Origin of the sequence: Staphylococcus simulans, assembly GCF_047037175.1 — a bacterium.
Taxonomy (GTDB): Bacteria; Bacillota; Bacilli; order Staphylococcales; family Staphylococcaceae; genus Staphylococcus; species Staphylococcus simulans_C.
This window is the reverse complement of sequence record NZ_CP178241.1, coordinates 647,059-670,152: the sequence shown is the minus strand read 5'-3', so window position 1 is coordinate 670,152 and position 23,094 is coordinate 647,059. Positions and strand designations below refer to the sequence as shown.

Below are 23,094 nucleotides of genomic sequence, written 5' to 3'. Positions count from 1 at the left end.
GAACGCTAATTGTGATACAATAAAATAGAAAATTTTTATCAAAGAGAGGTAAGTAATATGACGCAACAAATTGGTGTAGTCGGCTTAGCCGTAATGGGTAAAAACCTAGCTTGGAATATTGAATCTCGTGGCTATACAGTTTCAGTTTATAACCGCTCAAAAGAAAAAACTGACACTATGGTAGAGGAATCAAAAGGCAAAAATATTCACCCCACTTATTCTTTAGAAGAATTTGTAAATTCACTAGAACGTCCACGTAAAATTCTTTTAATGGTTAAAGCAGGTCCAGCAACGGATGCAACAATCGAAGGCTTATTACCATTACTAGATGATGGTGATATCTTAATCGATGGTGGTAATACAAACTATCAAGATACAATTCGTCGTAACAAAGCTTTAGCAGAAAGCGGCATCAACTTTATCGGTACTGGTGTATCAGGTGGAGAAGTAGGCGCACTCACTGGTCCTTCAATCATGCCTGGCGGTCAAAAAGAAGCTTATGATAAAGTCGCTGATATCTTAGAAGCTATCTCAGCAAAAGCTGATGATGGTGCACCATGTGTAACATACATTGGTCCAGATGGTGCTGGCCATTACGTTAAAATGGTACACAATGGTATTGAATATGCAGATATGCAGTTAATCGCTGAAAGTTATGCATTAATGAAAGATGCATTGCATATGTCACATACTGAAATCGCAAAAACATTCAAAGAATGGAATGCAGGCGAACTTGAAAGTTATCTAATTGAAATTACTGGTGAAATCTTCAACAAACTTGATGAAGACGGCTCACCATTAGTTGAAAAAGTAATGGATAAAGCAGGACAAAAAGGTACTGGTAAATGGACTTCAATTAACGCATTAGAACTTGGCGTACCATTAACAATCATTACAGAATCTGTATTCGCACGTTTCATCTCTTCAATGAAAGACGAACGTGTCGCTGCTTCTAAAGAATTAACAGGACCTTCACCAAAATTTGAAGGTAATAAAGAAGAGTTCTTAGAAAAAATCCGTAAAGCGCTTTATATGAGTAAAATTTGTTCATATGCACAAGGTTTTGCACAAATGCGTAAAGCAAGTGAAGAAAACGAATGGAACTTACAACTTGGTGATTTAGCAATGATCTGGAGAGCAGGTTGTATCATTCGTGCACAATTCTTACAAAAAATTAAAGAGGCTTATGATAATAACTCAGAATTACAAAACTTATTATTAGATCCTTACTTTAAAGATATCGTAACAAATTACCAATCAGCATTACGTGATGTTGTAGCTGAAAGTGTTGCAAACGGTGTACCTACACCAGGATTTGCTGCAAGCATTAATTACTTTGATAGTTATCGTTCAGAAAACTTACCAGCAAACTTAATCCAAGCACAACGTGACTACTTCGGTGCTCACACTTATCAACGTAAAGACCAAGAAGGTACATTCCATACACATTGGGCTGAAGAAAAATAATAGTTACATCTAAAAAGCACGCAATCAGTTTTTTCTGATTGCGTGCTTTAACTTTAGTTACTCATCTAAGTCGACAGGTAACCATAATTGCATTTTAGTGAAAGAATTATCAAATGAAATATCAAATGGATAAACCTCTACATACAATGCCTCAGTTTCATAGGGCATGGTCAACTGTAATCTTGTCTCAATATAGTGCCATGCTTCATTGACCGCAAAATCAATTTCACCTTGCAAATTAAACTTTGCATATTGTCGTGAAGGTAAAAAGCGACTTTCTAAATGCGCTGGATAACGCTCACTCGGAACTCCGATAAATACTTCTACGCCATTTTCCAACGGGCACTTTACAACAAATAACTCATGCGGGCTCACGTCATTATAGCGTTCAAGCTCCTTGATTTTACCGTCTACTAATAAATCTTCTAAAAAATCAGCAACAAGGAATGGGTTGCTTAAGTTTTCCGTGTTCACAAACTTAGCATAACCGACTAAAGCATGCTCTTCAGATTTTTCTAATCTATATGAATAAGGCGGTCGATCCGTCGTTGCAATTCTTAAGTATAATCTTTCTTGCATTTTCAATTCATCTTGCTTCAATTTGGCTTGAATGGGGGAAATGCCGTGATAATCACTAAATGCATTCGCAAAGTCATTTGTATCTTCATAATGATACTTTTTTGCAATATCTACTAAACGAAAAGCCCCTACAATTACATCTTCAGCTGCTTTCGTTAATTTTCTAGCTTCTGCATACTCGCTAGGAGATAAGCCGACAATCATCTTAAAAGACTGATCTAGATGCATGGGAGAAAGGCCAACGTAATCGCTTAAATCTTGCAAATGAAAAGGCTCATATACACGGTCCTCGATATAAACAATGGCCTGTTGTATTTGCTTGATAACGTCCAAACTGCTCACTCCTAAAATTACTATTGTTCTATATTATACCGTACTTTTCCATGACTTTCCTACAAAAAGAGGTTAAAAAAGACAAGACAGTATCATGTTGTGACACCGTCTTGTCATTATAAATTTAAATTGAAATTAATGTATATCGTCCCACCAATGGAATCCATCACGACTTAACAACAATTCACTTGTTAATGGACCGTTTGTACCTGATTTATAGTTAGGGAAGTCAGGCGCCACTTGATCCCATTCTTCTTGAACTGCATCAACATATTTCCATGTTGATTTTAATTCTTCCCAATGCGTGAAGTTAGTTGCATCGCCTTTGAGACAGTCGAATAATAAGTTTTCATAGGCATCAACAGTATTCATTTTATCTTGTGCACTCATTGAATATGAAAGTTGAACGGGTTCAGTTTCAATGCCTTGTACATTTTTCTTCGCATTTAAATGAATCGATACCCCTTCGTTAGGTTGGATGTTGATTACCAATAAGTTAGAATCTAAATGTTTATCTTTTTCATAATACAAGTTCATTGGTACTTCTTTGAATTCTACAACAACTTGAATTGATTTACGTTTCATACGTTTACCCGTACGAATGTAGAACGGCACACCTGCCCAACGGAAGTTATCAATCATTACTTTACCAGAAACAAAAGTAGGGGTGATTGAATCTTCACTCACTCGATCTTCTTCACGATAGCTTTTAACATGCTTGCCATCAATTTCACCAACATCATATTGACCACGTACAAAGTTTGTACGTACCGCTTCAGAATCCAACGGTTGCAACGACTTCAATACTTTTACCTTTTCAGCACGGATATCCGCACTATTTAAACTGATAGGCGGTTCCATCGCTAACAACGCTACCATTTGAAGCATATGGTTTTGGAACATATCTTTCAACGCACCGCTTGATTCATAATAACCGCCGCGGTCTTCAACACCTAAAATTTCAGATGAAGTCACTTGAATATTTGAAATGTATTTATTGTTCCATAAAGGTTCAAACATCGCATTGGCAAATCGTAATACTTCGATGTTTTGTACCATATCCTTACCAAGATAATGGTCAATACGATAAATTTCATTTTCTTTAAATGATTTTCTTATTTGTTTGTTTAATTTTTCAGCTGAAGCCAAATCACTGCCGAATGGTTTTTCAATTACAAGGCGTTTGAATCCACTTGTCTTAGTTAAACCAGATGATTTTAAGTAATCCGTAACTAAACCAAAGAAATTAGGTGCCATTGCTAAGTAGAATAGGCGATTTCCTTGTAAACCGAATTCTGAATCGAGTTGGTTACTGAATTTCAATAAATCATCATAGCTTTGTTCTTCGCTGACATCATGTTTGAAATAAAATACATGGTTCATAAATTGATCAAGGTGTTTTGTATCTTTTACATGAGCTTGAATAGATGCCTTCACTTGGTTGCGGAAATGCTCATTTGAATAGTCACGACGGCCAATACCAATGATTGCAACATGTTCGTCTAAATTATCTTGTTGGTATAAATGGAATAGTGAAGGAAATAGCTTACGATGACTTAAATCACCAGTTGCGCCAAAAATTGTTATCAAACATGGTATATGCTTTCTTTTGTTACTCAAGATTCAAAACCTCAATTCTTTATTAGATATGCTATTATTATAAACTATGAAGAATTAATGTAACACATTTATGCTTAAATTTCTTCGTGATTGTTTATTTAGATATGGTACACTAACGAGTAGAGAGGAGCGTTATCATGGAAATTACATTTTTAGGTACTGGAGCGGCGTTGCCAACCAAAGAACGCAATACACAAGCAATAGCGCTCAACTTAGAACCTTATTCAAATTCTATATGGCTATTCGATGTAGGAGAAGGGACACAGCATCAAATCTTACATCATTCAATAAAACTTGGAAAAATAGACCATATATTTATTACCCATATGCATGGGGATCATATATTCGGTTTACCCGGTTTATTAACGAGTCGTTCATTTCAAGGCGGTGAAGATAAACCACTGACAATCATTGGACCAAGAGGTATCAAAAATTATGTTGAGATGACATTACAAGCCTCATTATCAAGGTTAAATTATCCAGTAACATTTATAGAAATTGATGAACAATTACATTATCATCATAAAGGATTTACCATCAGTGCATATGCTTTGAATCACGGGATACCATCATTCGGTTATCGTATTGAAGCACCGACAACACCAGGAAAAGTAGATGTTGCAGCATTAACAGCAATTGGTATGGAACCAGGTCCAAAATATCAAGAAGTTAAAGCACATGATACATTCACATTTAACAATCAGACATATGATTCATCACAATTTAAAGGTTCTGACAAGATAGGACCTAAAATCGCAATATTCGGCGATACAATGCCTTGTGAAAATGAACATAAATTAGCTGAAGATGTAGATGTAATTGTCCATGAAGCTACATATATTGATGGTGATCGTACATTAGCAGATAGTCATCATCATAGTCATATTTCAGATGTCTTACAACTATTGGAAGCTTCTCATGCTAAACAAGCATTACTGAATCATATCAGTAACCGTTATAACCTGAGTGATATCGATGTTTTATATGCTGAGTTGCAAGAACATTATCCACACCTGAAATTCAAGTTTGTAAGAGATTTTGATGCATTTGAAATATAAAAATGCTGAGGCAGATCATTAAACTGTCTCAGCATTTCATTTTATTCCACTATTTATTCATCATTTGATAATTCTTTACTTCTTTTTACAGCAGCATTGAAGCAATCTTCGAAAATACCTTCGATGTCATGTTTAGCTAATGCATCTAAACCTGCTTGTGTTGTTCCGCCTTTAGAAGTTACATTTTGTCTTAATTGTTCCATACTTAAATCAGAACGTTCAATCATTTTTCCTGTTCCAATGATTAAGTTTCGAATAGATTCTTCAACTTCTTCTTTATCTAAACCTAGTTTGACACCTGCTTCTACATATTGTTCAAACACATGATATAAAAAGGCAGGGCCGCTGCCAGTAATTGCAGTCACTTGATGCAATGCATCTTCTTGTACTTCAATTTCAGATCCGAATGCTTGTACAATATCAATGACTTGTTTCTTATCCTCTTGTTTATAATTATCAGAGAAACTAAGACCAGTCACTGAATGTCCAACTTGTGCATTGGTATTTGGCATAATACGCGCAATTGGGTTATCATGTTCAAGTTGTTTTCTGATATACTGTATCGAGATACCTGCCATGATAGAGATAAATCTATTTTTATCTGTAATATACGGACGAATTCTATCAGCTAATGTTTCAAAATCATAAGGTTTCGTTCCTAAAAAGACAAAGTCAGCATCTGCTAATAAAGCAGCATCATCATAACTATAATTGACGCCTAATTCATCAGCATATCCTTTTAAAACCGCTTCATTTGAACGGTTTGTGATATAGATGTCATTAGGATCGATGACTTCGGATGCAATAATTCCTGCAAAAATAGCATGGGCCATATTGCCTGAACCATAGAATACAATTTTCATATTTTGAATAGCACTCCCCATATGTTGATAATTGATACACTTATCATAGCAATATCAATCATTTTGCACAACAATGTTAATTTAAAACACTGATATCTTGCCTATACATACTTAATCAGAAAGCGGAGGATCAACATGCAACAGATTATTGGAAAACATTTTGTCGTCACAGGAGGAACCAGCGGACTGGGTTATGCCATCACACAACAACTTTTAGCAAAAGGGGCACATGTGACGTTACTCGTAAGAAACATGCAAAAATTTAATGAAACACATTTTCCTGTGAATGCACACTTACTGGATTCTAAGTATTGTGATTTAAGTGATGCGACAACAATTCATCAACTCATATTTTCTAAACCCATTGATGGTTTTGTTCATAGTGCCGGATTAGGGCATTTTAAATCTGTTCTTCAACATACTGAACAAGAAATGATAGAGACGTATACCATTAATGTGATGCATTTTAATCTATTATTACAACAACTCGTACCTTACTTTTCTGAACAGCCTTATATCGTCGGCATTAGCAGTTTAGCTGCTTTTTCTACACAAACTGCAAGTGGCCATTACGCAGCAAGCAAAGCTGCCTTTAATCAAGTCCTAAATACATTGAGATTAGAACAACCAAATTATCACGTAACTGTGGTCAATGCAGGGCCAATCCGCACACCATTTCATGCTAAAGCAGATCCGACTTTAAATTATGCTGCACAAGTCGACAAATTTATGTTAGACCCTAATATTCTCGCAAAAGATATCATCTCAGCTATGTTAAAAGGGAAGGCAGAAGTTAATCGACCAAAATGGTTATATCACTTGTTGAAAGTGTATCAAATGTCACCGAGAACTATTGAGAAAATAGCACCACAATTATTCAATAATAAAAGTTAAAAAAAGACTTATCATATGCACACAATAACTTAAGCGGTAACATCGTTTCATTGTGTATATGATAAGTCTTATTTAGTCTGTTTGATTTATTTTGAAAAGGATTAGTTCAAATGATTTGTATAATGTAAGTTTTTAACGCGTTCTTTTGCGGCGTGCAGACGTGTTAAATCTACATGTGTTCGATAATTTTTAACATTTTCTTCAAGTTGTTCAACACTGCTTGCACCTGCCACGATTGAACCTAATACATCTTGCGTTAATAAATAATTGAATGTTAATACTGACAAATTGTTTTCAATTTCTTTAAGTGATGCGACAGTACTGCCTAGTTCATGATAGCTATAATCGAAAATACCTTCAGAGAATTTTTGATCTAAAGCATCGTTACTTTTTGCTGTTAATAATCCTTTAAATAACGGACCACGCGCAAGCATTTTGACACCTTTTTGATGCGCTTGTTGAATCAAATCTTCAGGGCGATTATCAATTAAGTTGTATTGTGCCATCCAAGTATCAATTTGGCTATGTTCTAAATAATATTTGATGACATTCGGTCTAATAGATGAAATACCATAGGCACGAATTAAACCTTCTTGTTTCAGCTCATCAAATGCGCTGATTGTTTCATCTAATGGATCTTCAATCGTTCCGCCATGTAATTGGTATAAATCAATTTGATCAACACCTAAATTTTTGAGTGATTGTTTGACACTTTCTTTGATGTGTTTCTTAGAAGGATCCCAAAATGTCGTACCATCTGGTTGAAGGTGGTTACCGACTTTTGTTCCGATAACAATATCTTCTGAGTTTTGATACGGTTTTAAAATTTCTCCTACTAACTTCTCATTGATGCCTTTATCATACATATCTGCTGTATCAAAATAAGTAATTCCTAATTCAATGGCACGTTCGATAATAGCTTGTGCATGTTTCTTTTCTGTGCCAAGACTCATGCACCCTAAACCTAATTCAGAAATCTCTAAACCGCTATTCAAAACATTCTTTTGCATGTTGTGACTCCTTTCGATACACTTTAATTGTCTAACACTGCTAGTTTATCAGTATTTCATAATAGTTAAAAGGAACGTGATTTAAATGGATTTAACAGAGAAAACAATAAATAAACAATCAATCTACAAAGGTAAAATTATTGAAGTAGATGTAGATGAAGTACAATTACCTAATGGCAAGACTTCAAAACGTGAAATTGTCAATCATACAGGTGCTGTTGCGGTATGTGCGTTAACAAAAGAAAATAAAGTAGTATTCGTCAAACAATATCGTAAGCCGATTGAACAGGTATTATTAGAAATCCCTGCTGGCAAATTAGAAAAAGGGGAAGAACCCAAGTCTGCAGCACTGCGTGAATTAGAAGAAGAAACAGGCTATAAAGCAAAGCATTTAGAGTTAATTGCTGACATCTATACTTCACCTGGCTTTGCAAATGAGAAAATCGCTATCTATTTTACGGACGATTTAGAACAAGGTGAGGTACATTTAGACCCAGATGAATTTGTAGAACAAGTGGAGTTAAGCCTTGATGAAATCAGTGATTTAGTACAAAATCATAAAATCGAAGATGCTAAAACTTTAATTGCCTTACAACACGTATTATCACATTATAATCATTCTAAATAACAAATGAGAATGTGTTGCAATTTGCCTCAAATACTGGTAATTTATAGATGAGTCATTAAGTTACATTAAAATGATAATAATTATTAGTAGAGGAGTGAGGCTTCCGTGGAAGAACGTTTAAAACGCGTGAAGCAACAATTACAAAAATCATCCTACAAATTAACTCCACAACGTGAAGCAACATTAAGAGTGCTGATTGAAAATGAAGAAGATCATCTTAGTGCAGAAGATGTCTATTTAAAAGTAAAAGACAAAGCACCGGAAATCGGTTTAGCAACAGTTTATCGTACATTAGAATTGCTTGCTGAACTTAAAATCGTCGATAAAATCAACTTTGGCGATGGCGTTTCACGTTTCGACTTGAAAAAAGAGGGAGAAAAACATTTCCATCACCATCTTGTTTGTATGGAATGCGGTAAAGTTGAAGAAATTGTTGAGGACTTACTACCGAAAGTCGAAGAAAGAGTTGAATCTGAATTTCATTTCAAAATTTTAGACCACCGATTGACATTTCATGGTATCTGTCGTGAATGCCAACAAAAGAAAAAAGAGAGTTAGTTTAGGTTAGAAGGTGAACGGATTGGAAACGAATTTTCAAAATATCATTGAAGAATATTTAAAGTTCATCCAAATTGAAAAAGGATTAAGCGTTAATACAATAGGTGCATATCGTCGTGACTTAAATAAGTATAAAGCATATTTAGAATTGAAAAAGGTGAAACATATTGATTTTATCGATAGAGAAACCATTCAACAATGCTTAGGTTATTTACACGATGATGGCCATTCCGCAAAATCGATTGCACGTTTTATTTCTACAGTGCGAAGCTTCCATCAATTTGCGTTACGAGAACGTTATGCCGCAAAAGATCCGACAGTATTAATTGAAACACCTAAATACGAACGCAGATTGCCAGATGTGTTAGATGTCGATGATGTTTTAGCCTTATTGGAAACACCGAATTTAAGCAAAAACAACGGCTATCGCGACAGAACCATCTTAGAGTTGCTTTATGCAACAGGAATGCGTGTGACAGAGTTAATTCATGTCAGAGTAGAAGATGTCAATCTGATTATGGGCTTTGTGCGCGTATTTGGTAAAGGAAGCAAAGAACGTATTATTCCTTTAGGTGAAACGGTCATTGATTATTTGAAGAAGTATATCGAAACCGTTCGACCTCAATTATTAAAAAATACAGTGACTGACGTACTCTTTTTAAATATGCATGGCAAACCTTTATCACGACAAGGCATTTGGAAGTTAATTAAGCAATATGGGGTGCAAGCCAATATTTCTAAAAAGTTAACTCCCCATTCATTGCGTCATTCATTTGCGACACATCTCCTTGAAAATGGGGCAGATTTAAGAGCCGTACAAGAGATGTTGGGACATTCTGATATTTCAACCACACAACTTTATACACATGTTTCAAAATCTCAAATCAGAAAAATGTACAACGAATTCCATCCACGTGCATGAGCCATGATCATTTGGTTCATGCACTATTTTTCATGTTTTAAACGATTTTGTTTTAATGCTTCTTGTCGTGCTTGTTCTACTGCATGACGATCTCTTAATAAATGGTGGTCACAGATATAGGGCAGTCGATTTACGTGATGCATCATCTCATAATCTAGGTATGTCTGTTCAATCTCTTCTTCCATTGATGACATGAGTTGTAACGCGAATGGTTTAAAAGGTAATTGCACCTGTGTTTCTTGAATTAAATCTTTTAATTGTTGAAGGTATGCGTTACTTTTTAAACCTAACTGTGATAAAAATGCTTCATTTATATGTGCAACACGATATGCACGCTTAAATAACGTATGTGCACCTTTATAATTCGCGCGTCTATAGTGATAGCATCCTGTCGCACACAAAATCAAACTCACAACAGCATCTTGTTTGGTGAAGTGTGCTTGTGCTTTCCAAGCATCTTCTAAAATATCGTGACACAAAAAATAATGCTGTTTAGTGTGGAATTGATAGTAAAATTCGATTAGTGCTTGTTTCATCTGATAAGCGCTCCTTGTTTCTCTTTTATTTCTTTTTATGATTCGTGTTATAATATTGTACTGAATGAGTAATACGACTTGCAATTAAAGGAGATACAAATGGATGTACGAAGTTAAATTAGATGCTTTTAATGGGCCGCTTGATTTATTGTTACACTTAATACATAAGTACGAAATTGATATTTATGATATTCCCATGAAAGCTTTAACCGAACAATATATGAATTATATTCATGCGATGAAACAATTAGAAATTAATATTGCAAGTGAGTATCTTGTTGTAGCATCTGAGTTGCTGATGATTAAAAGCAAAATGTTATTGCCGCAACAACCAGATCTCGACAATGAGGAATTGAATGACCCGCGTGAAGATTTAGTGGGAAGATTAATAGAATATCAAAACTACAAAGAATATACGGAATTTCTAAATGAAATGAAGGTTCAGAGGGAACAATATTATAGTAAACACCCAACTGACTTAAGTCATTTAGAATCAGCAGAATTATGGGATGAAAATCACACAATTGATTTAACTGAATTAATCATGGCATATCAACGCATTAAGACACGCGCTTCTTTTGATACACCAAGACAAGTGACGATTCAAAAAGAAACTTTCACGATTGAACAAGCATCAACACAAGTGTCTGAACGTTTAGCAAAAGCTGCATCGTTTAATTTCTTCAGTTTATTCACTTTCAAAGAAACGACTGAACACGTCGTCACACATTTTCTAGCAATTTTAGAATTGTCTAAATCAGGCATTATTCAAATCACGCAAGATAAAGAATTCGCTGACATTAATATAACGCGAGGTGTAAATTATGGCGCTTAAGCAAATCGGCATATTAGAAGGCTTATTATATACAGCAGGAGATGAAGGGTTAGAAATAACACAACTGCAAGACATACTAGATATTTCAGAAGAAGCATTGCTTGATTTGGTGGAAGCATATGAATCTCCTGGTTTAATGATTCACCAATATGGTACGACATTAGTATTAACAACCAAACAAGCGTTAGCGGATTATATTGAACAACTGGTTAATCAGCAATCTAAGATGAAATTATCTCAAGCAGCCATGGAAGTCTTATCTATTATCGCATATAACCAACCTGTCACAAGAAGTGATATTGAAATCATTCGCGGGATTAATTCTGATGGCGCTGCCAAAACACTGATTGCACGTGGTTTGATTGAAGCCAAAGATGAAGACAATTCAAGAAGTCAACAATTATATACAACACCACTATTCTTAAATGTATTCGGAATGAAAAATATAGATGAATTACCAACGACTGAAGAAGAGGAAGAAGAAATCGAATCATTCTTCAATAATTTAATTAATCAAAAAGGAGATCAAAATGAGTAAAGAATTAGAGAGATTGCAAAAGCGCATCGCAAATAGCGGTTATACGTCAAGAAGAAAAGCAGAAACACTCATTACTGAAGGAAAAGTTAAAGTTAACGGGGAGACCGTTACTGAATTAGGGACAAAAGTAAAACCTTCGGATAATGTAGAAGTTGAAGGTGTTAAGTTAGAACAAGAAGATAAACTATATATTCTTTTCTATAAACCTGCACAAGTAATCACAAGTGTATCTGATGACCGCGGCAGAACAGTTGTCACAGACTATTTTGAGGATTTAGAAACACGCATCTATCCCGTAGGTCGTTTAGACTACGATACTTCTGGTTTACTAATTTTAACGAATGATGGTGAGTTTACAAATTTAATGACGCATCCTCGTTATAAAATTAAAAAGAAATATGTGGCTAAACTAAAAGGTTACTTAATGCGTGATGAAGTGAAACAACTCGAAAAAGGAATTCAATTAGAAGATGGTAAAACACATCCTGCAGAAGTAAAAATTAAAAACCAAGACAAAGAAAAAAATACAACATTAGTAGAAATTACGATTTCAGAAGGCAGAAACCGTCAAGTCCGTCGTATGTTTGAACATTTCGGCCATGAAGTAACAAAACTGACTCGTATTGAAATGGGTGGTTTAACATTGAAAGGGCTGAATGCTGGAGAAGGTCGTGTATTAACACCGCATGAAGTGAAAAAGCTTCGTAATTTAGCCGCAAATGGATAAAAAGCATAAGAAACGCATAAAACTTTGTGAAATTATGTACAAATTATGTTAATCTATTTTTATTCATAAGGTTACAATTAACTTGTTGATATATGCTTATGTTATAATATGCTTTGTAGTGAAAAATCGTCCATTTTTACCAAGTTTATATAAATTATAATTATGAAGACGATACTCAATTTATTAAATCCGAGAAAGTTAAGACAGATATTTTATCAATAACAGATGATGTATAAAAGTTATGATGTAGCAGAATTTGTCTGTCTTCTTATTGGACAACTATTGTTGAATGCTCATATGGGAGGTACATAAAATTATGACAAAAATTCTTGTCGTTGATGATGAAGAAAGAATTCGCAGACTTTTAAAATTATATTTAGAAAGAGAATCTTTTGATATCGAAGAAGCTCGAGACGGCAAAGAAGCATTGGACTTAGCTTTAAATCATGACTATGCTTGTATCTTGTTAGACCTGATGCTTCCCGAAATCGATGGAATTGAAGTTGCAAACCGTTTAAGAGAGTACAAAGAGACTCCAATTATTATGCTCACTGCAAAAGGGGAAGAAACAAATCGTGTAGAAGGATTTGAATCAGGTGCAGATGATTATATCGTCAAACCTTTCTCTCCTAGAGAAGTTGTACTAAGAGTTAAAGCATTATTACGTCGTACACTCACAGCAACTTCTGATCAAAATGAACCACATGCAAGAGATTTAATAGAATTTAAGCATTTGGTCATTGATAATGATGCGCACCGTGTCCTTGCGGATGGTACGCAAGTCAACTTAACACCGAAAGAATACGAATTATTAATTTTCTTAGCGAAAACGCCTAATAAAGTATTCGACCGTGAACAATTATTAAAAGATGTTTGGCATTATGAGTTCTATGGAGACTTGCGTACTGTAGATACTCATGTAAAACGACTCAGAGAAAAATTAAACCGTGTCTCAAAAAATGCAGCACAAATGATTCAAACTGTATGGGGCGTGGGTTATAAATTTGAGGTCGACAACAATGATGAAACGACTCAATAATGTCGTCATAAAACTGTGGTTAACTATTATTTTAATAGTAACGACAGTTTTAATTTTACTTAGTGCCGCATTAATTACATTCATCCAACAATATTATACGCAAGATACTGAACAATCTTTAGTCAATGATGCGCATCGTATCAGCAACTTACTAGAGGAATCAGATAATAAATCATTAGCTATCAAACACAGTAAGATGCTTATCGAAGGCCCGAGCGGTTTGATAATTATGAAGAATAAAAAGGATGAATATTATAACTCGCATTCTAAATTTAAAGAACAAATGATGGATGTCATTCAAAAAGATAAATCCTTCGCTCAAGTATTTGAAAATAAACAAAAGACATCTGAACATATCAAAATGACAGTTGATGGTCAAAAGCACACTTATGTTTTAGTGGGTTATCCAACGAAAGTGGATCATAATCACCAAAATGGCGCTGTCTTTATTTATCAGGATTTAAAAAGCATAGATGATACGAATAATGTAATTACTATTATTATCCTTGTTACAGCAATCATTTTCCTAATTATGACAACGGTTTTTGCGTTCTTCTTATCATCAAGAATCACAAAACCGCTTCGCCAACTCCGAACACAAGCGACAAGTGTTTCAGAAGGAAATTACACTTTAGTCAATGATATTCACACCAAAGATGAAATCGGTGAACTCGCTCATTCTTTCAACCTAATGAGCAATGAAATCCAACGCCATGTTGATGAAATCTCAGCCTCTAAAAACATTAGAGAGAGTTTAATCAATTCAATGGTGGAAGGCGTTTTAGGTATCAACGAAGACAGAGAAATCATTTTATCTAACCAACTTGCACAAAAAATGGAAAATGAGTTAGATGGTGAAAACAAAGCATTATTCGTTGAACAAATGAATCACACTTTCACTGATAAAGAAACGCAATTTGAAGAATACGAAGTCAATCACCGTTATTACGTTGTGATTATGAGTTATATCGAACGATTCCAACCAAACGGCAGCAGCGGTATTGTCGCTATCATTCGTGACATGACAAACGAACATAAACTTGATCAAATGAAAAAAGACTTTATTGCGACAGTTTCACATGAATTAAGAACACCGATTGCTTTACTTCAAGGTTATACAGAATCCATTATTGATGGCGTCGTGACTGAGCCGGAGGAAATCAGGGATTCTTTATCTATTGTGTTAGATGAAACACAACGTTTAAACCGTTTAGTCAACGAGCTCTTAAATGTGGCCAGAATGGATGCTGAAGGTTTATCGATTCATAAAGAAGTTCAACCCATCAGTCAATTGCTTGAACGTATGCAGCTGAAATATCGTCAGCAAGCAAGTGAATTAGAAATTGATATCGAACTCGCACCAGAGACGCACAATCAATTATGGTTCTATGACTCAGATAGAATGGAACAAGTCCTTACAAATCTAGTGGATAACGCGACTAGATATACGAGTCCGGGTGATTCTATAACAATTACTACTGATGAAGATGAAAACTATGATATTTTATATATCACAGATACAGGCAGCGGTATCGCTCCTGAACATGTAGAATTGGTGTTTGACCGCTTCTATAAAGTAGATGCTTCTAGAAAACGTGGTAAAGAGGGCACAGGACTCGGGCTATTCATCAGCCGAATGATTATTGAAGCACAAGACGGTACCATTAATTTAACGAGCGAACTTGGTAAAGGTACAACGTTCATTATTAAATTACCAAAACCACATCAACATGAAGCATAATTATTAACCTTGGGCATATGTCCAAGGTTTTTTATTTTCGATAACTTTCTCCGAGTTAAGCAATCAGATTGAATTTTTATCATAAATCGGCTACAATAGATTGGAAAATAAAATAATAATGTAATTCATCTTCGGGGTCGGGTGCAATTCCCAACCGGCAGTAATTTAAGCCTGCGACCTGTATTTATCTGTTGATAAATATGGCTGATCTAGTGAGAATCTAGAGCCGACAGTATAGTCTGGATGGGAGAAGATGGAGGGTTTATTTGTTGTGCAATGAAATCCTCCTATTCACGTAAGATGAATGGAAGGAGTCTTTATGAATCAACAAACCAACAAACGACTTATCGTCATAAGTATGTTGAGTGCAATTGCGTTTATTTTGATGTTTATCAAATTTCCTTTACCATTTTTGCCTCCATACTTAACATTAGATTTCAGTGATGTACCAGCTTTATTAGCAACATTTATTTTTGGTCCTATCGCGGGTATCATTGTCGAATTGATTAAAAACATATTGAATTTCTTATTCAATATGGGTGATCCCATTGGACCTGTAGCAAACTTTGTCGCAGCAGTCAGTTTATTATTAACTGCTTATTATGTAAGCAAAGTTGTTAAAAATCGTTTCAACATCATCGTTGGTCTTATCGTAGGTACGCTTGTCATGACATTAGTATTAAGTATTTTAAACTATTTTGTCTTATTACCACTTTACGGTATGATTATGAATTTAAGTGATGTAATGACGAACTTAAAAGTAATTATTGTTTCAGGTATTATACCGTTTAATATTATTAAAGGGATTATCGTTTCAATTGTCTTCTTATTACTTTATAAACGCTTAAAGAAAGCATTACGCTATTAAAATAGAACGAAGAAACCCCCGGATTTTTCCGGGGGCTTTTTTTAAGACATTTTCTGTCTCGTTTTATCAATCTATGTTAAGCGAAGACAGCCAACTGGTCTCACGATTGATACTATTCGAATTTTAATGCATCACCATCGAACGGTTCATCTGCAATTTTAATAGAATCTGTTGGGCAACCTTCGTCTGCATCTTCTAAGTCTTCATAAAGTTCTTCTGGAACAGGTGTTGTTCCTTCATTGTCATCTAAGATAACATATGCAATCCCTTCATCATCATAATCATAAATGTCAGGTGCTGCAGCACCGCATGCGCCGCAAGCAATGCATGTATCCATATCTACAATCGTATATTTAGCCAATTTACTTCGCCTCCTTCTTTAAAAATGCTACACTGATAACGTAATTTATATTTTAACACCAGTTTATCTTTTTTCAATACTATAAGTCATAGGTGATGATGAATTTGAACGAAATCATTCAATACATAAAAACGCATGCATTTCATTATAAAACTGACAAAAGTATCTACAATATACTGATTGGTGCTAAAACGCATCAAACATACTTTGATGCATGTAGCCAACAACTTTTATCATTATATCACAGTCAACCTCATTTAAAATATACGTCATTCGAACGAATCTCACACGATAATCATGAGAATCAATCATCTATTCCTTTAAAGATTTCAACGAGATACACCTTTGAAAGCATGCAGCAAACTTTTCAAGTGCTTCAGTTATTAATTCAAACGATTTCATTTAAACAACATCACACGCTTTCTTTTATACCCGTTTCAGAAATCAGTAAAGTACAAAAGCGAGTAAAACATATTTATTATAAACTTGAACAACAACAATGCTTGGATGCATTCAAATCTGAAGTCTATCAACTGTTTGAGTTGTTGAATCAAGTTCAACCATACGCTTTATTACATTATTTTTTACAGGGATACGATGAAGTGATGTACACGAATCAACAAGTCAGTTTGATAGAAAATTTAACATTGTCTGAATTAGCAACGATTAAAATGAACGATTTAGTTGAAATGATGCATTTTCTAGAGGATAAAGTGCAATTCCCGATTCTGCATCAGATGATTATCTTGCCTTCACTTTCTTTAAATTCAAAAGATACACTCAAGTTGGCGAAAAATGGTTTATCATTAGAAACCATTGCGCAAAAAGAAGGGGTAAAAGTAAATACGATTGAGGATCATATTATTGAATTGTATATCAAAGGTTATTTCACGAATTATAGTCTTTATTTAGATACTGACAACCTCGATGCTTTCAAAAACTTCTATATAAATCATCGAGAGGAACGATTAAGAAACTTTAAATCCGCTTTTCCAGATATGAGTTATTTTGAAATTAAACTGGCGATTGTACTATTAGCAAGGGAGGGTGCTTGATGCTTAAAGATGCATTGAAAAAATGGTTTGGCTTTGATGCCTTTAAAGAAGGGCAAGAAGCAATTATTAATAATGTTTTGAATCAGCAACATACCTTGGGTATTCTACCGACGGGCAGTGGTAAAAGTTTATGTTATCAACTTCCCACATACATTAAACAAAAACCAACCCTCATTATTTCACCATTAATTTCACTCATGGATGATCAAGTGATGCAGATGCGAAAAAATGGAGAGCGTTCTGTCAGTTACATTCACTCTGGCATGAGTTATGAGGAAAAGATGAAAAACTTAAAACAACTCAAAACATCTAAGTTCATCTTTTTAAGTCCTGAATTTATCTTGCATCAAGATAATATCAAATGGATTCAATCTATAGATTTAGGAATGATTGTCCTGGATGAAGCACACTGTATTACAGAGTGGGGATATGACTTCAGACCACATTATGCCTTAATCGGCAAAATCACAAAACAATTTCCAAATGCAACAATACTCGCCCTGACTGCGACTGCGCCATTACATTTAAAAGAAGATATCGAAAATATTGTACAAACAGAATTACAAGTCGTAAAAACTAAAATGAGCCGAGATAATATTATGTTATCTCATATGAACTTTGATAATAATGCGGATAAAAATGAATGGCTAAAATCTTTTATCGAGCATTCAGGGCCCACGATCATTTATGTATCATCTAAGAAAAAATGTAGAGAACTTGCGCAAATGATTTATGATGAAGGCTATCTGACTGGAATATACCATGGGGATTTGTCTTATCAAGAACGACAAACAGTGCAGCAACAATTTATTCAGAATAAAATACCTATGATTGTCGCAACCAGTGCGTTTGGGATGGGAATCAATAAACCTGATATACGTACTGTTATTCATTATCACTTGCCAGTCAGTCCTTCAAGCTATCTTCAAGAAATCGGACGTGCAGGTAGGGATGGACAACTGAGCCAAGCCATTAGTCTTTATCAGCCAGATGATTACTACTTATTAGAAACTATTCTTTTTGCGGACATTATCACAGAAGGTGATATCGATGCATTTGATCAAGGTGCAATTTTACCAGAACAAAAGACAGAAATTCTTGAAGTTTTAGCAACACGATATACGATTCAACAAATTAAAAAGATTTTCTCAATCTCAGAACAACGTAAAAAAGAGGGCTTATTAACTATGATGGGTTATAAAAATTTAACCACATGCCGTCGCCATTATTTAATGTCATATTTTGGTGAAACCATTACACAAACGCAATTTTGTTGTGATAATGATGATTCAATTCAACCTATCAATGTATTAAATAAAAAGAAAGTTGCTAGGAAAATGGATTATTTAGAAAAATTAAACCAAATATTTACTTAATATTAATCATTCACTTAGATTTAATGTTATGGTTAGTGAATAAGTACTCTGGATGATAGAGTTGCTTTGTGATATGCATATAAAATAATAACAACGTAGATAAATGAATACTTTATTTTGAAAAACAAGTTGCAGATAGGGTATAATTCTCTTTGCTTAGTATGTATTGCAAGTTATAATTAACTTACAAGCTGTGTTTTTAAACCGCTTCATTTAGGGTATGAACACTAAATATGTAAATAAAATATTTTTAATAAAGAAAGGATGATGACGTTGTCAAACAACAATTTCAAAGATGATTTCGAACGCAACCGTCAATCAATCGATCCTAAACCATCTCATAAAAAGTCTGAGCATTTAGACGAATCCGTTGACACTGAACAAAATCATCAAGAAGAACCAAAAAAAGAAACGCAGGAACAACATTTCCCACCAAGAAATGCACACAAAAGACGTCAAAGAAGACGTTCTACTGCAACGCATCAACGTGAAGAAAATTCAGAAAAGCCAAATGACTTACATAAACAAGAAGAAAAACCGGCTGAAAAAGAGTCAAAAGGTCATATTTCTGAAACTGTTAAAGGCCAACAAAACGGCAAGAAAAAAGCCGCAGGAGCTGCAGCTGGCAGTGTCGGCGGGGGCATTATCGGCAAAGATTTAGAAAAGAATCACGAAAAAGCCGATGAAGCTAAAGCAGTTAATAAAGACACAGAAACTAAAAAAGAAACACCAACAACTTCTGATAAACAGACACAAAAATCTGAAGAACAACCTAAAGAAAAAGAAACAGTTAAAAAAGATAACACTGGCAAAAAAGCCGCTGCTGCTGGTGCAGCCGGTGTTGCTGGGGGAGCAGCTGCTGGAAAAGCAGCGCAAAAGCATTCGGACAAGAAAAAAGCTGAAGAGCCAAAAGCTCAAGAAGAAACTAAAGCTAGCGAACAACCTAAAGAAAAAGAAACAGCTAAAAAAGATAACACTGGCAAAAAAGCCGCTGCTGCTGGAGCTGCTGGTGTTGCTGGCGGTGCTGCTGCTGGAAAAGCAGCGCAAAAGCATTCGGATAAGAAAAAAGCTGAAGAATCAAAACCTGAAGAAAAATCTAAAGCGCAAGAAAAACCTAAAAAAGATAATTCTGGCAAAAAAGCTGCAGCTGCTGGCGCAGCCGGTGTTGCTGGAGGAGCAGCTGCAAGCAAATCAGCTCACGCAGGTTCTGGAAACGGTGGTGCCGGAAACGGCGGATCAGGTAATGGCGGTAACGGCAATGGCGAAGAACCTCCTAAAAAGAAAAAAGGCGGTTTGAAAAAACTATTACCTTTATTGTTAGGTCTATTACTGATTGCAGCGATTGCTATTTTTGCAGGTTTAGCATTAACTGAACAAGGCAGTCATAAAGCGCAAGATGACAATAAAGTTGCACAAAAATCTGATAAAGATAAAGACGCAGCGAAAGATAAAAAAGATGACAAAAAAGCAGCTGAAAAAGAAAAAGATAAAAAATCTGATAAAGCTAAACAAGATAAATCTAAACAACATGCCGCATCAGATTCAGAAGCTACTGATGAATCACAAGCACAAGATCAACAACAAAATGCTTATGATCAACAGCAAAACGCTGCACAAAACCAAAATGGTCAATATAATCAAAACCAACAAGCACAACAAAATAATCAATACAATCAAAATCAACAAGCACAGCAACAACCTAACCAAGGCACTCAATCGCATACAGTATATGGTAAAGAAAACTTATACAGAATCGCAATCCAGTACTATGGTGAAGGTACACCTGAAAATGTTGAGAAAATCAAACGTGCGAATGGTTTAAGCAATAATAATATCTCAAATGGCCAACAATTAGTCATTCCAAGATAATAATTCTAGCCTCACTACAACAATGTAGTGAGGTTTTTTTATATCAAAATTGGTACATTCATTTAGTCTTAATAAAAGAAACAAGATGAATATCTTTTAAAAATTTGTATGACTGATATAATATTAGGGGTGTGAAGAAGGAGGTCAACTGTATGCAAACAGTAGAAAGTATCATTATCGGCGGCGGACCTTGTGGGTTAAGTGCTGCGATTGAACAAAAGAAAAAGGGAATTGAAACATTAGTTATAGAAAAAGGAAATGTTGTAGAATCGATTTACAATTACCCTACACATCAAACATTCTTTTCTTCTAGCGATAAATTAAGTATCGGTGATGTCCCTTTCATCGTTGAAGAATATAAACCTAGAAGAAACCAAGCGTTGGTTTACTATAGAGAAGTTGTGAAATATCACCAATTAAATATTCATGCATTCGAAGAAGTGCTTACAGTTAAAAAAATGGGTAAACGCTTTACCATTACAACGACAAAAGATACGTATCAATGTCGCTTCTTAACTGTTGCGACAGGTTATTATGGTCAACATAATGAATTGGAAGTAGAAGGTGCTAAATTGCCTAAAGTCTTCCATTACTTCAAAGAGGCACATCCTTATTTTGACCAAAATGTTGTGGTTATCGGCGGTAAAAACTCAGCTGTCGATGCGGCACTTGAATTAGAAAAAGCCGGTGCTAACGTTACTGTGCTGTATCGTGGCGAAAACTATTCATCAGCAATCAAGCCATGGATTTTACCTAACTTCGAATCTTTAGTGCGACATGAAAAAATTGACATGCACTTCAATGCAGATGTCACTAAGATAGAAGAAGACAGCTTAACATTTGAGGAAAATGGAGAAACTTACACAATCCCGAATGATTATGTCTTTGCGATGATTGGATATCATCCAGATTATGATTTCTTACAAACAATCGGCATTGATATTAATACTAACGAGTTTGGTACTGCACCTGTTTATGACAGAGAAACGTACGAAACAAATGTTGAAAATTGCTATATTGCAGGTGTGATTGCGGCAGGTAACGATGCAAATACGATTTTCATTGAAAATGGTAAATTCCACGGTGGCATTATCGCTCAAAACATTATGACTAAAAAACAAACGCCACTTGAATCTTAATTTAATGAATAGAGTAAAAACCGAGAAACAGCTATTACTGCTTCTCGGTTTTTTTAATTATACTTGCGCATCAAAATATGCTTTAAGTTGCGTTTTATCATAATGATTGCTCATCGCAACCAATAATTTCAGTCGTGCTTTTTGGCCATTTAAACCATTTGAGAAGATGACACCTCTTTGCGCTAAATCATAGCCGCCACCTTCATATGCATAAATAGGCCCGACAATCCCATTAAATGAGCGTGACACAAGTATCACAGGTATATCTTTATCTAAACAAGCCATTAACCCCTTTAAAGCAGTAGGAGGCAAATTACCTTGTCCAAGCGCTTCTACTACAATACCATCAACTTCTCTTTCACTGTAAAACAAGAAAATATCGCTTGGCATATCCATATAGGCTTTTACAATAGGTACGTCTAATAGCGGATTGACCTGATTTAAGATTTGATGGCCATAAGGTTTATGATGAAACTGTACACTTGATTTAGTCAAAACACCTAAGGGTCCATGGTTTGGACTTTGAAAAGTATTCGTATTAGAGGTATGTGTTTTAGTCACGTTACGTGCAGTGTGTATTTCATCATTAAACACAACCATGACACCTTTATCTGAAGAATCATCTGATGCGGCCACACGAAGTGCAGAAATAAAATTATATAAACCATCAGATCCAATTTCATTAGAGGAGCGCATAGCACCTGTGATAACAATTGGTTTATCAGTTAATGTTGTTAAATCTAATAAGTATGCTGTTTCTTCTAAAGTATCTGTACCATGTGTAATCACAAAACCGTCATACACATCTTTTTTGCTGTTTTCTTCAATGATATCTCTGAGTTTTACAACATCAGCAATTGTTACATGCGGAGACGGCAAGTTTATCGGGTTAATCTCAGTAACGTCTGCATATTGTTTGATAATATCATGGTGCTTTGAAATGGGGTTTTCTTCATTTTCTACTACTTTATTACTCTCGTCTTCAGACATACTGATTGTACCACCGGTATGCATGACTAAAATCTTTTTCAATGTCATCGCTCCTATCTCTATAATACGTTTTTATGATAAAATAAAA

23 protein-coding genes and 1 riboswitch are annotated in these 23,094 nt (G+C 35.0%); of the genes, 16 read left to right on the top strand and 7 right to left on the bottom strand.

Translation table 11 applies throughout. The features are described from left to right. Positions 1 to 57 precede the first annotated feature (57 nt). Positions 58 to 1,467, top strand: coding sequence for an NADP-dependent phosphogluconate dehydrogenase (gene gndA, locus ACFCT9_RS03135; protein ID WP_412520768.1), 1,410 nt, complete (start codon positions 58 to 60; stop codon positions 1,465 to 1,467). A 57-nt stretch (positions 1,468 to 1,524) separates the two neighbouring features. Here gndA and ACFCT9_RS03130 read toward each other — a convergent pair whose 3' ends face one another. Further along, positions 1,525 to 2,379: an effector binding domain-containing protein gene (locus ACFCT9_RS03130; RefSeq protein ID WP_412520766.1), complete on the bottom strand. Its 855-nt coding sequence runs from the start codon at positions 2,377 to 2,379 to the stop codon at positions 1,525 to 1,527. Between the two features lie 135 nt (positions 2,380 to 2,514). Continuing rightward, on the bottom strand, positions 2,515 to 3,999 hold the full coding sequence (gene zwf / locus ACFCT9_RS03125) for a glucose-6-phosphate dehydrogenase (RefSeq protein WP_412520764.1): 1,485 nt from the start codon (positions 3,997 to 3,999) through the stop codon (positions 2,515 to 2,517). Positions 4,000 to 4,136: 137 nt separating this feature from the next. On the opposite strand from zwf, the gene rnz reads away from it, so the two are divergent. Continuing rightward, complete coding sequence (rnz, locus tag ACFCT9_RS03120) at positions 4,137 to 5,057, top strand: ribonuclease Z (RefSeq protein WP_412520762.1); 921 nt, start codon at positions 4,137 to 4,139, stop codon at positions 5,055 to 5,057. Positions 5,058 to 5,110: 53 nt separating this feature from the next. Here rnz and proC read toward each other — a convergent pair whose 3' ends face one another. Further along, positions 5,111 to 5,920, bottom strand: a complete 810-nt coding sequence (proC, locus tag ACFCT9_RS03115) for a pyrroline-5-carboxylate reductase (RefSeq protein ID WP_412520760.1) — start codon at positions 5,918 to 5,920, stop codon at positions 5,111 to 5,113. A gap of 144 nt (positions 5,921 to 6,064) precedes the next feature. Here proC and ACFCT9_RS03110 point away from each other — a divergent pair, with 144 nt between their 5' ends. Continuing rightward, complete coding sequence (locus ACFCT9_RS03110) at positions 6,065 to 6,814, top strand: SDR family NAD(P)-dependent oxidoreductase (RefSeq protein ID WP_412521612.1); 750 nt, start codon at positions 6,065 to 6,067, stop codon at positions 6,812 to 6,814. 101 nt (positions 6,815 to 6,915) lie between these two features. Here the strand turns inward: ACFCT9_RS03110 and ACFCT9_RS03105 are convergent, their stop codons facing one another. Then, the gene (locus ACFCT9_RS03105; RefSeq protein WP_412520758.1) at positions 6,916 to 7,824 is read right to left on the bottom strand and encodes an aldo/keto reductase; all 909 of its coding nucleotides are present in this window, start codon (positions 7,822 to 7,824) and stop codon (positions 6,916 to 6,918) included. A gap of 85 nt (positions 7,825 to 7,909) precedes the next feature. Between ACFCT9_RS03105 and ACFCT9_RS03100 the strand changes: the two genes are divergently transcribed. From ACFCT9_RS03100 to xerD, 3 genes are all read left to right on the top strand, one after another. After that, entirely contained in the window at positions 7,910 to 8,452 is a 543-nt protein-coding gene (locus tag ACFCT9_RS03100) for an NUDIX hydrolase (protein WP_412520756.1), read from the top strand. Between the two features lie 105 nt (positions 8,453 to 8,557). Further along, positions 8,558 to 9,010 carry a Fur family transcriptional regulator gene (locus ACFCT9_RS03095; protein ID WP_002480997.1) on the top strand — a complete coding sequence of 151 codons (453 nt, stop codon included), beginning with the start codon at positions 8,558 to 8,560 and terminating at the stop codon, positions 9,008 to 9,010. Positions 9,011 to 9,032: 22 nt separating this feature from the next. Beyond that, complete coding sequence (xerD, locus tag ACFCT9_RS03090) at positions 9,033 to 9,932, top strand: site-specific tyrosine recombinase XerD (RefSeq protein WP_412520753.1); 900 nt, start codon at positions 9,033 to 9,035, stop codon at positions 9,930 to 9,932. 23 nt (positions 9,933 to 9,955) lie between these two features. Here xerD and ACFCT9_RS03085 read toward each other — a convergent pair whose 3' ends face one another. Continuing rightward, positions 9,956 to 10,468, bottom strand: a complete 513-nt coding sequence (locus ACFCT9_RS03085; RefSeq protein WP_412520751.1) for a DUF309 domain-containing protein — start codon at positions 10,466 to 10,468, stop codon at positions 9,956 to 9,958. A 103-nt stretch (positions 10,469 to 10,571) separates the two neighbouring features. Here ACFCT9_RS03085 and ACFCT9_RS03080 point away from each other — a divergent pair, with 103 nt between their 5' ends. The 6 genes from ACFCT9_RS03080 to ACFCT9_RS03055 all read left to right on the top strand — a co-directional run bounded on the left by ACFCT9_RS03080 (position 10,572) and on the right by ACFCT9_RS03055 (position 16,216). Continuing rightward, on the top strand, positions 10,572 to 11,303 hold the full coding sequence (locus ACFCT9_RS03080) for a segregation and condensation protein A (RefSeq protein ID WP_412520749.1): 732 nt from the start codon (positions 10,572 to 10,574) through the stop codon (positions 11,301 to 11,303). Next, entirely contained in the window at positions 11,293 to 11,841 is a 549-nt protein-coding gene (gene scpB / locus ACFCT9_RS03075; protein ID WP_412520747.1) for an SMC-Scp complex subunit ScpB, read from the top strand. The genes ACFCT9_RS03080 and scpB overlap by 11 nt, the downstream gene beginning before the upstream one ends. After that, on the top strand, positions 11,834 to 12,568 hold the full coding sequence (locus ACFCT9_RS03070; RefSeq protein ID WP_023015179.1) for a pseudouridine synthase: 735 nt from the start codon (positions 11,834 to 11,836) through the stop codon (positions 12,566 to 12,568). The genes scpB and ACFCT9_RS03070 overlap by 8 nt, the downstream gene beginning before the upstream one ends. Positions 12,569 to 12,884: 316 nt before the next feature. After that, on the top strand, positions 12,885 to 13,607 hold the full coding sequence (locus ACFCT9_RS03065; RefSeq protein ID WP_412520745.1) for a response regulator: 723 nt from the start codon (positions 12,885 to 12,887) through the stop codon (positions 13,605 to 13,607). After that, positions 13,591 to 15,348 carry an ATP-binding protein gene (locus tag ACFCT9_RS03060; RefSeq protein ID WP_412521611.1) on the top strand — a complete coding sequence of 586 codons (1,758 nt, stop codon included), beginning with the start codon at positions 13,591 to 13,593 and terminating at the stop codon, positions 15,346 to 15,348. The genes ACFCT9_RS03065 and ACFCT9_RS03060 overlap by 17 nt, the downstream gene beginning before the upstream one ends. A 123-nt stretch (positions 15,349 to 15,471) precedes the next feature. Next, a riboswitch (FMN riboswitch) is annotated at positions 15,472 to 15,607 on the top strand. Between the two features lie 60 nt (positions 15,608 to 15,667). Next, positions 15,668 to 16,216 carry an ECF transporter S component gene (locus ACFCT9_RS03055; RefSeq protein WP_412520743.1) on the top strand — a complete coding sequence of 183 codons (549 nt, stop codon included), beginning with the start codon at positions 15,668 to 15,670 and terminating at the stop codon, positions 16,214 to 16,216. 112 nt (positions 16,217 to 16,328) lie between these two features. Here the strand turns inward: ACFCT9_RS03055 and ACFCT9_RS03050 are convergent, their stop codons facing one another. After that, positions 16,329 to 16,577 carry a ferredoxin gene (locus tag ACFCT9_RS03050; protein ID WP_105992744.1) on the bottom strand — a complete coding sequence of 83 codons (249 nt, stop codon included), beginning with the start codon at positions 16,575 to 16,577 and terminating at the stop codon, positions 16,329 to 16,331. A gap of 98 nt (positions 16,578 to 16,675) precedes the next feature. Here ACFCT9_RS03050 and ACFCT9_RS03045 point away from each other — a divergent pair, with 98 nt between their 5' ends. The 4 genes from ACFCT9_RS03045 to ypdA all read left to right on the top strand — a co-directional run bounded on the left by ACFCT9_RS03045 (position 16,676) and on the right by ypdA (position 22,016). After that, positions 16,676 to 17,632 carry a helix-turn-helix domain-containing protein gene (locus tag ACFCT9_RS03045; RefSeq protein ID WP_412521610.1) on the top strand — a complete coding sequence of 319 codons (957 nt, stop codon included), beginning with the start codon at positions 16,676 to 16,678 and terminating at the stop codon, positions 17,630 to 17,632. Further along, positions 17,632 to 19,008, top strand: coding sequence for a RecQ family ATP-dependent DNA helicase (locus ACFCT9_RS03040; RefSeq protein ID WP_412520740.1), 1,377 nt, complete (start codon positions 17,632 to 17,634; stop codon positions 19,006 to 19,008). The genes ACFCT9_RS03045 and ACFCT9_RS03040 overlap by 1 nt, the downstream gene beginning before the upstream one ends. 267 nt (positions 19,009 to 19,275) lie before the next feature. After that, on the top strand, positions 19,276 to 20,877 hold the full coding sequence (gene ebpS, locus ACFCT9_RS03035; protein ID WP_412520738.1) for an elastin-binding protein EbpS: 1,602 nt from the start codon (positions 19,276 to 19,278) through the stop codon (positions 20,875 to 20,877). Positions 20,878 to 21,029: 152 nt separating this feature from the next. Further along, on the top strand, positions 21,030 to 22,016 hold the full coding sequence (gene ypdA / locus ACFCT9_RS03030) for a bacillithiol disulfide reductase YpdA (protein ID WP_412520736.1): 987 nt from the start codon (positions 21,030 to 21,032) through the stop codon (positions 22,014 to 22,016). 57 nt (positions 22,017 to 22,073) lie between these two features. Here ypdA and ACFCT9_RS03025 read toward each other — a convergent pair whose 3' ends face one another. After that, positions 22,074 to 23,048 (bottom strand): asparaginase, encoded by a 975-nt coding sequence (locus tag ACFCT9_RS03025; RefSeq protein WP_412520734.1) that lies wholly within the window; start codon positions 23,046 to 23,048, stop codon positions 22,074 to 22,076. Positions 23,049 to 23,094 lie beyond the last annotated feature (46 nt).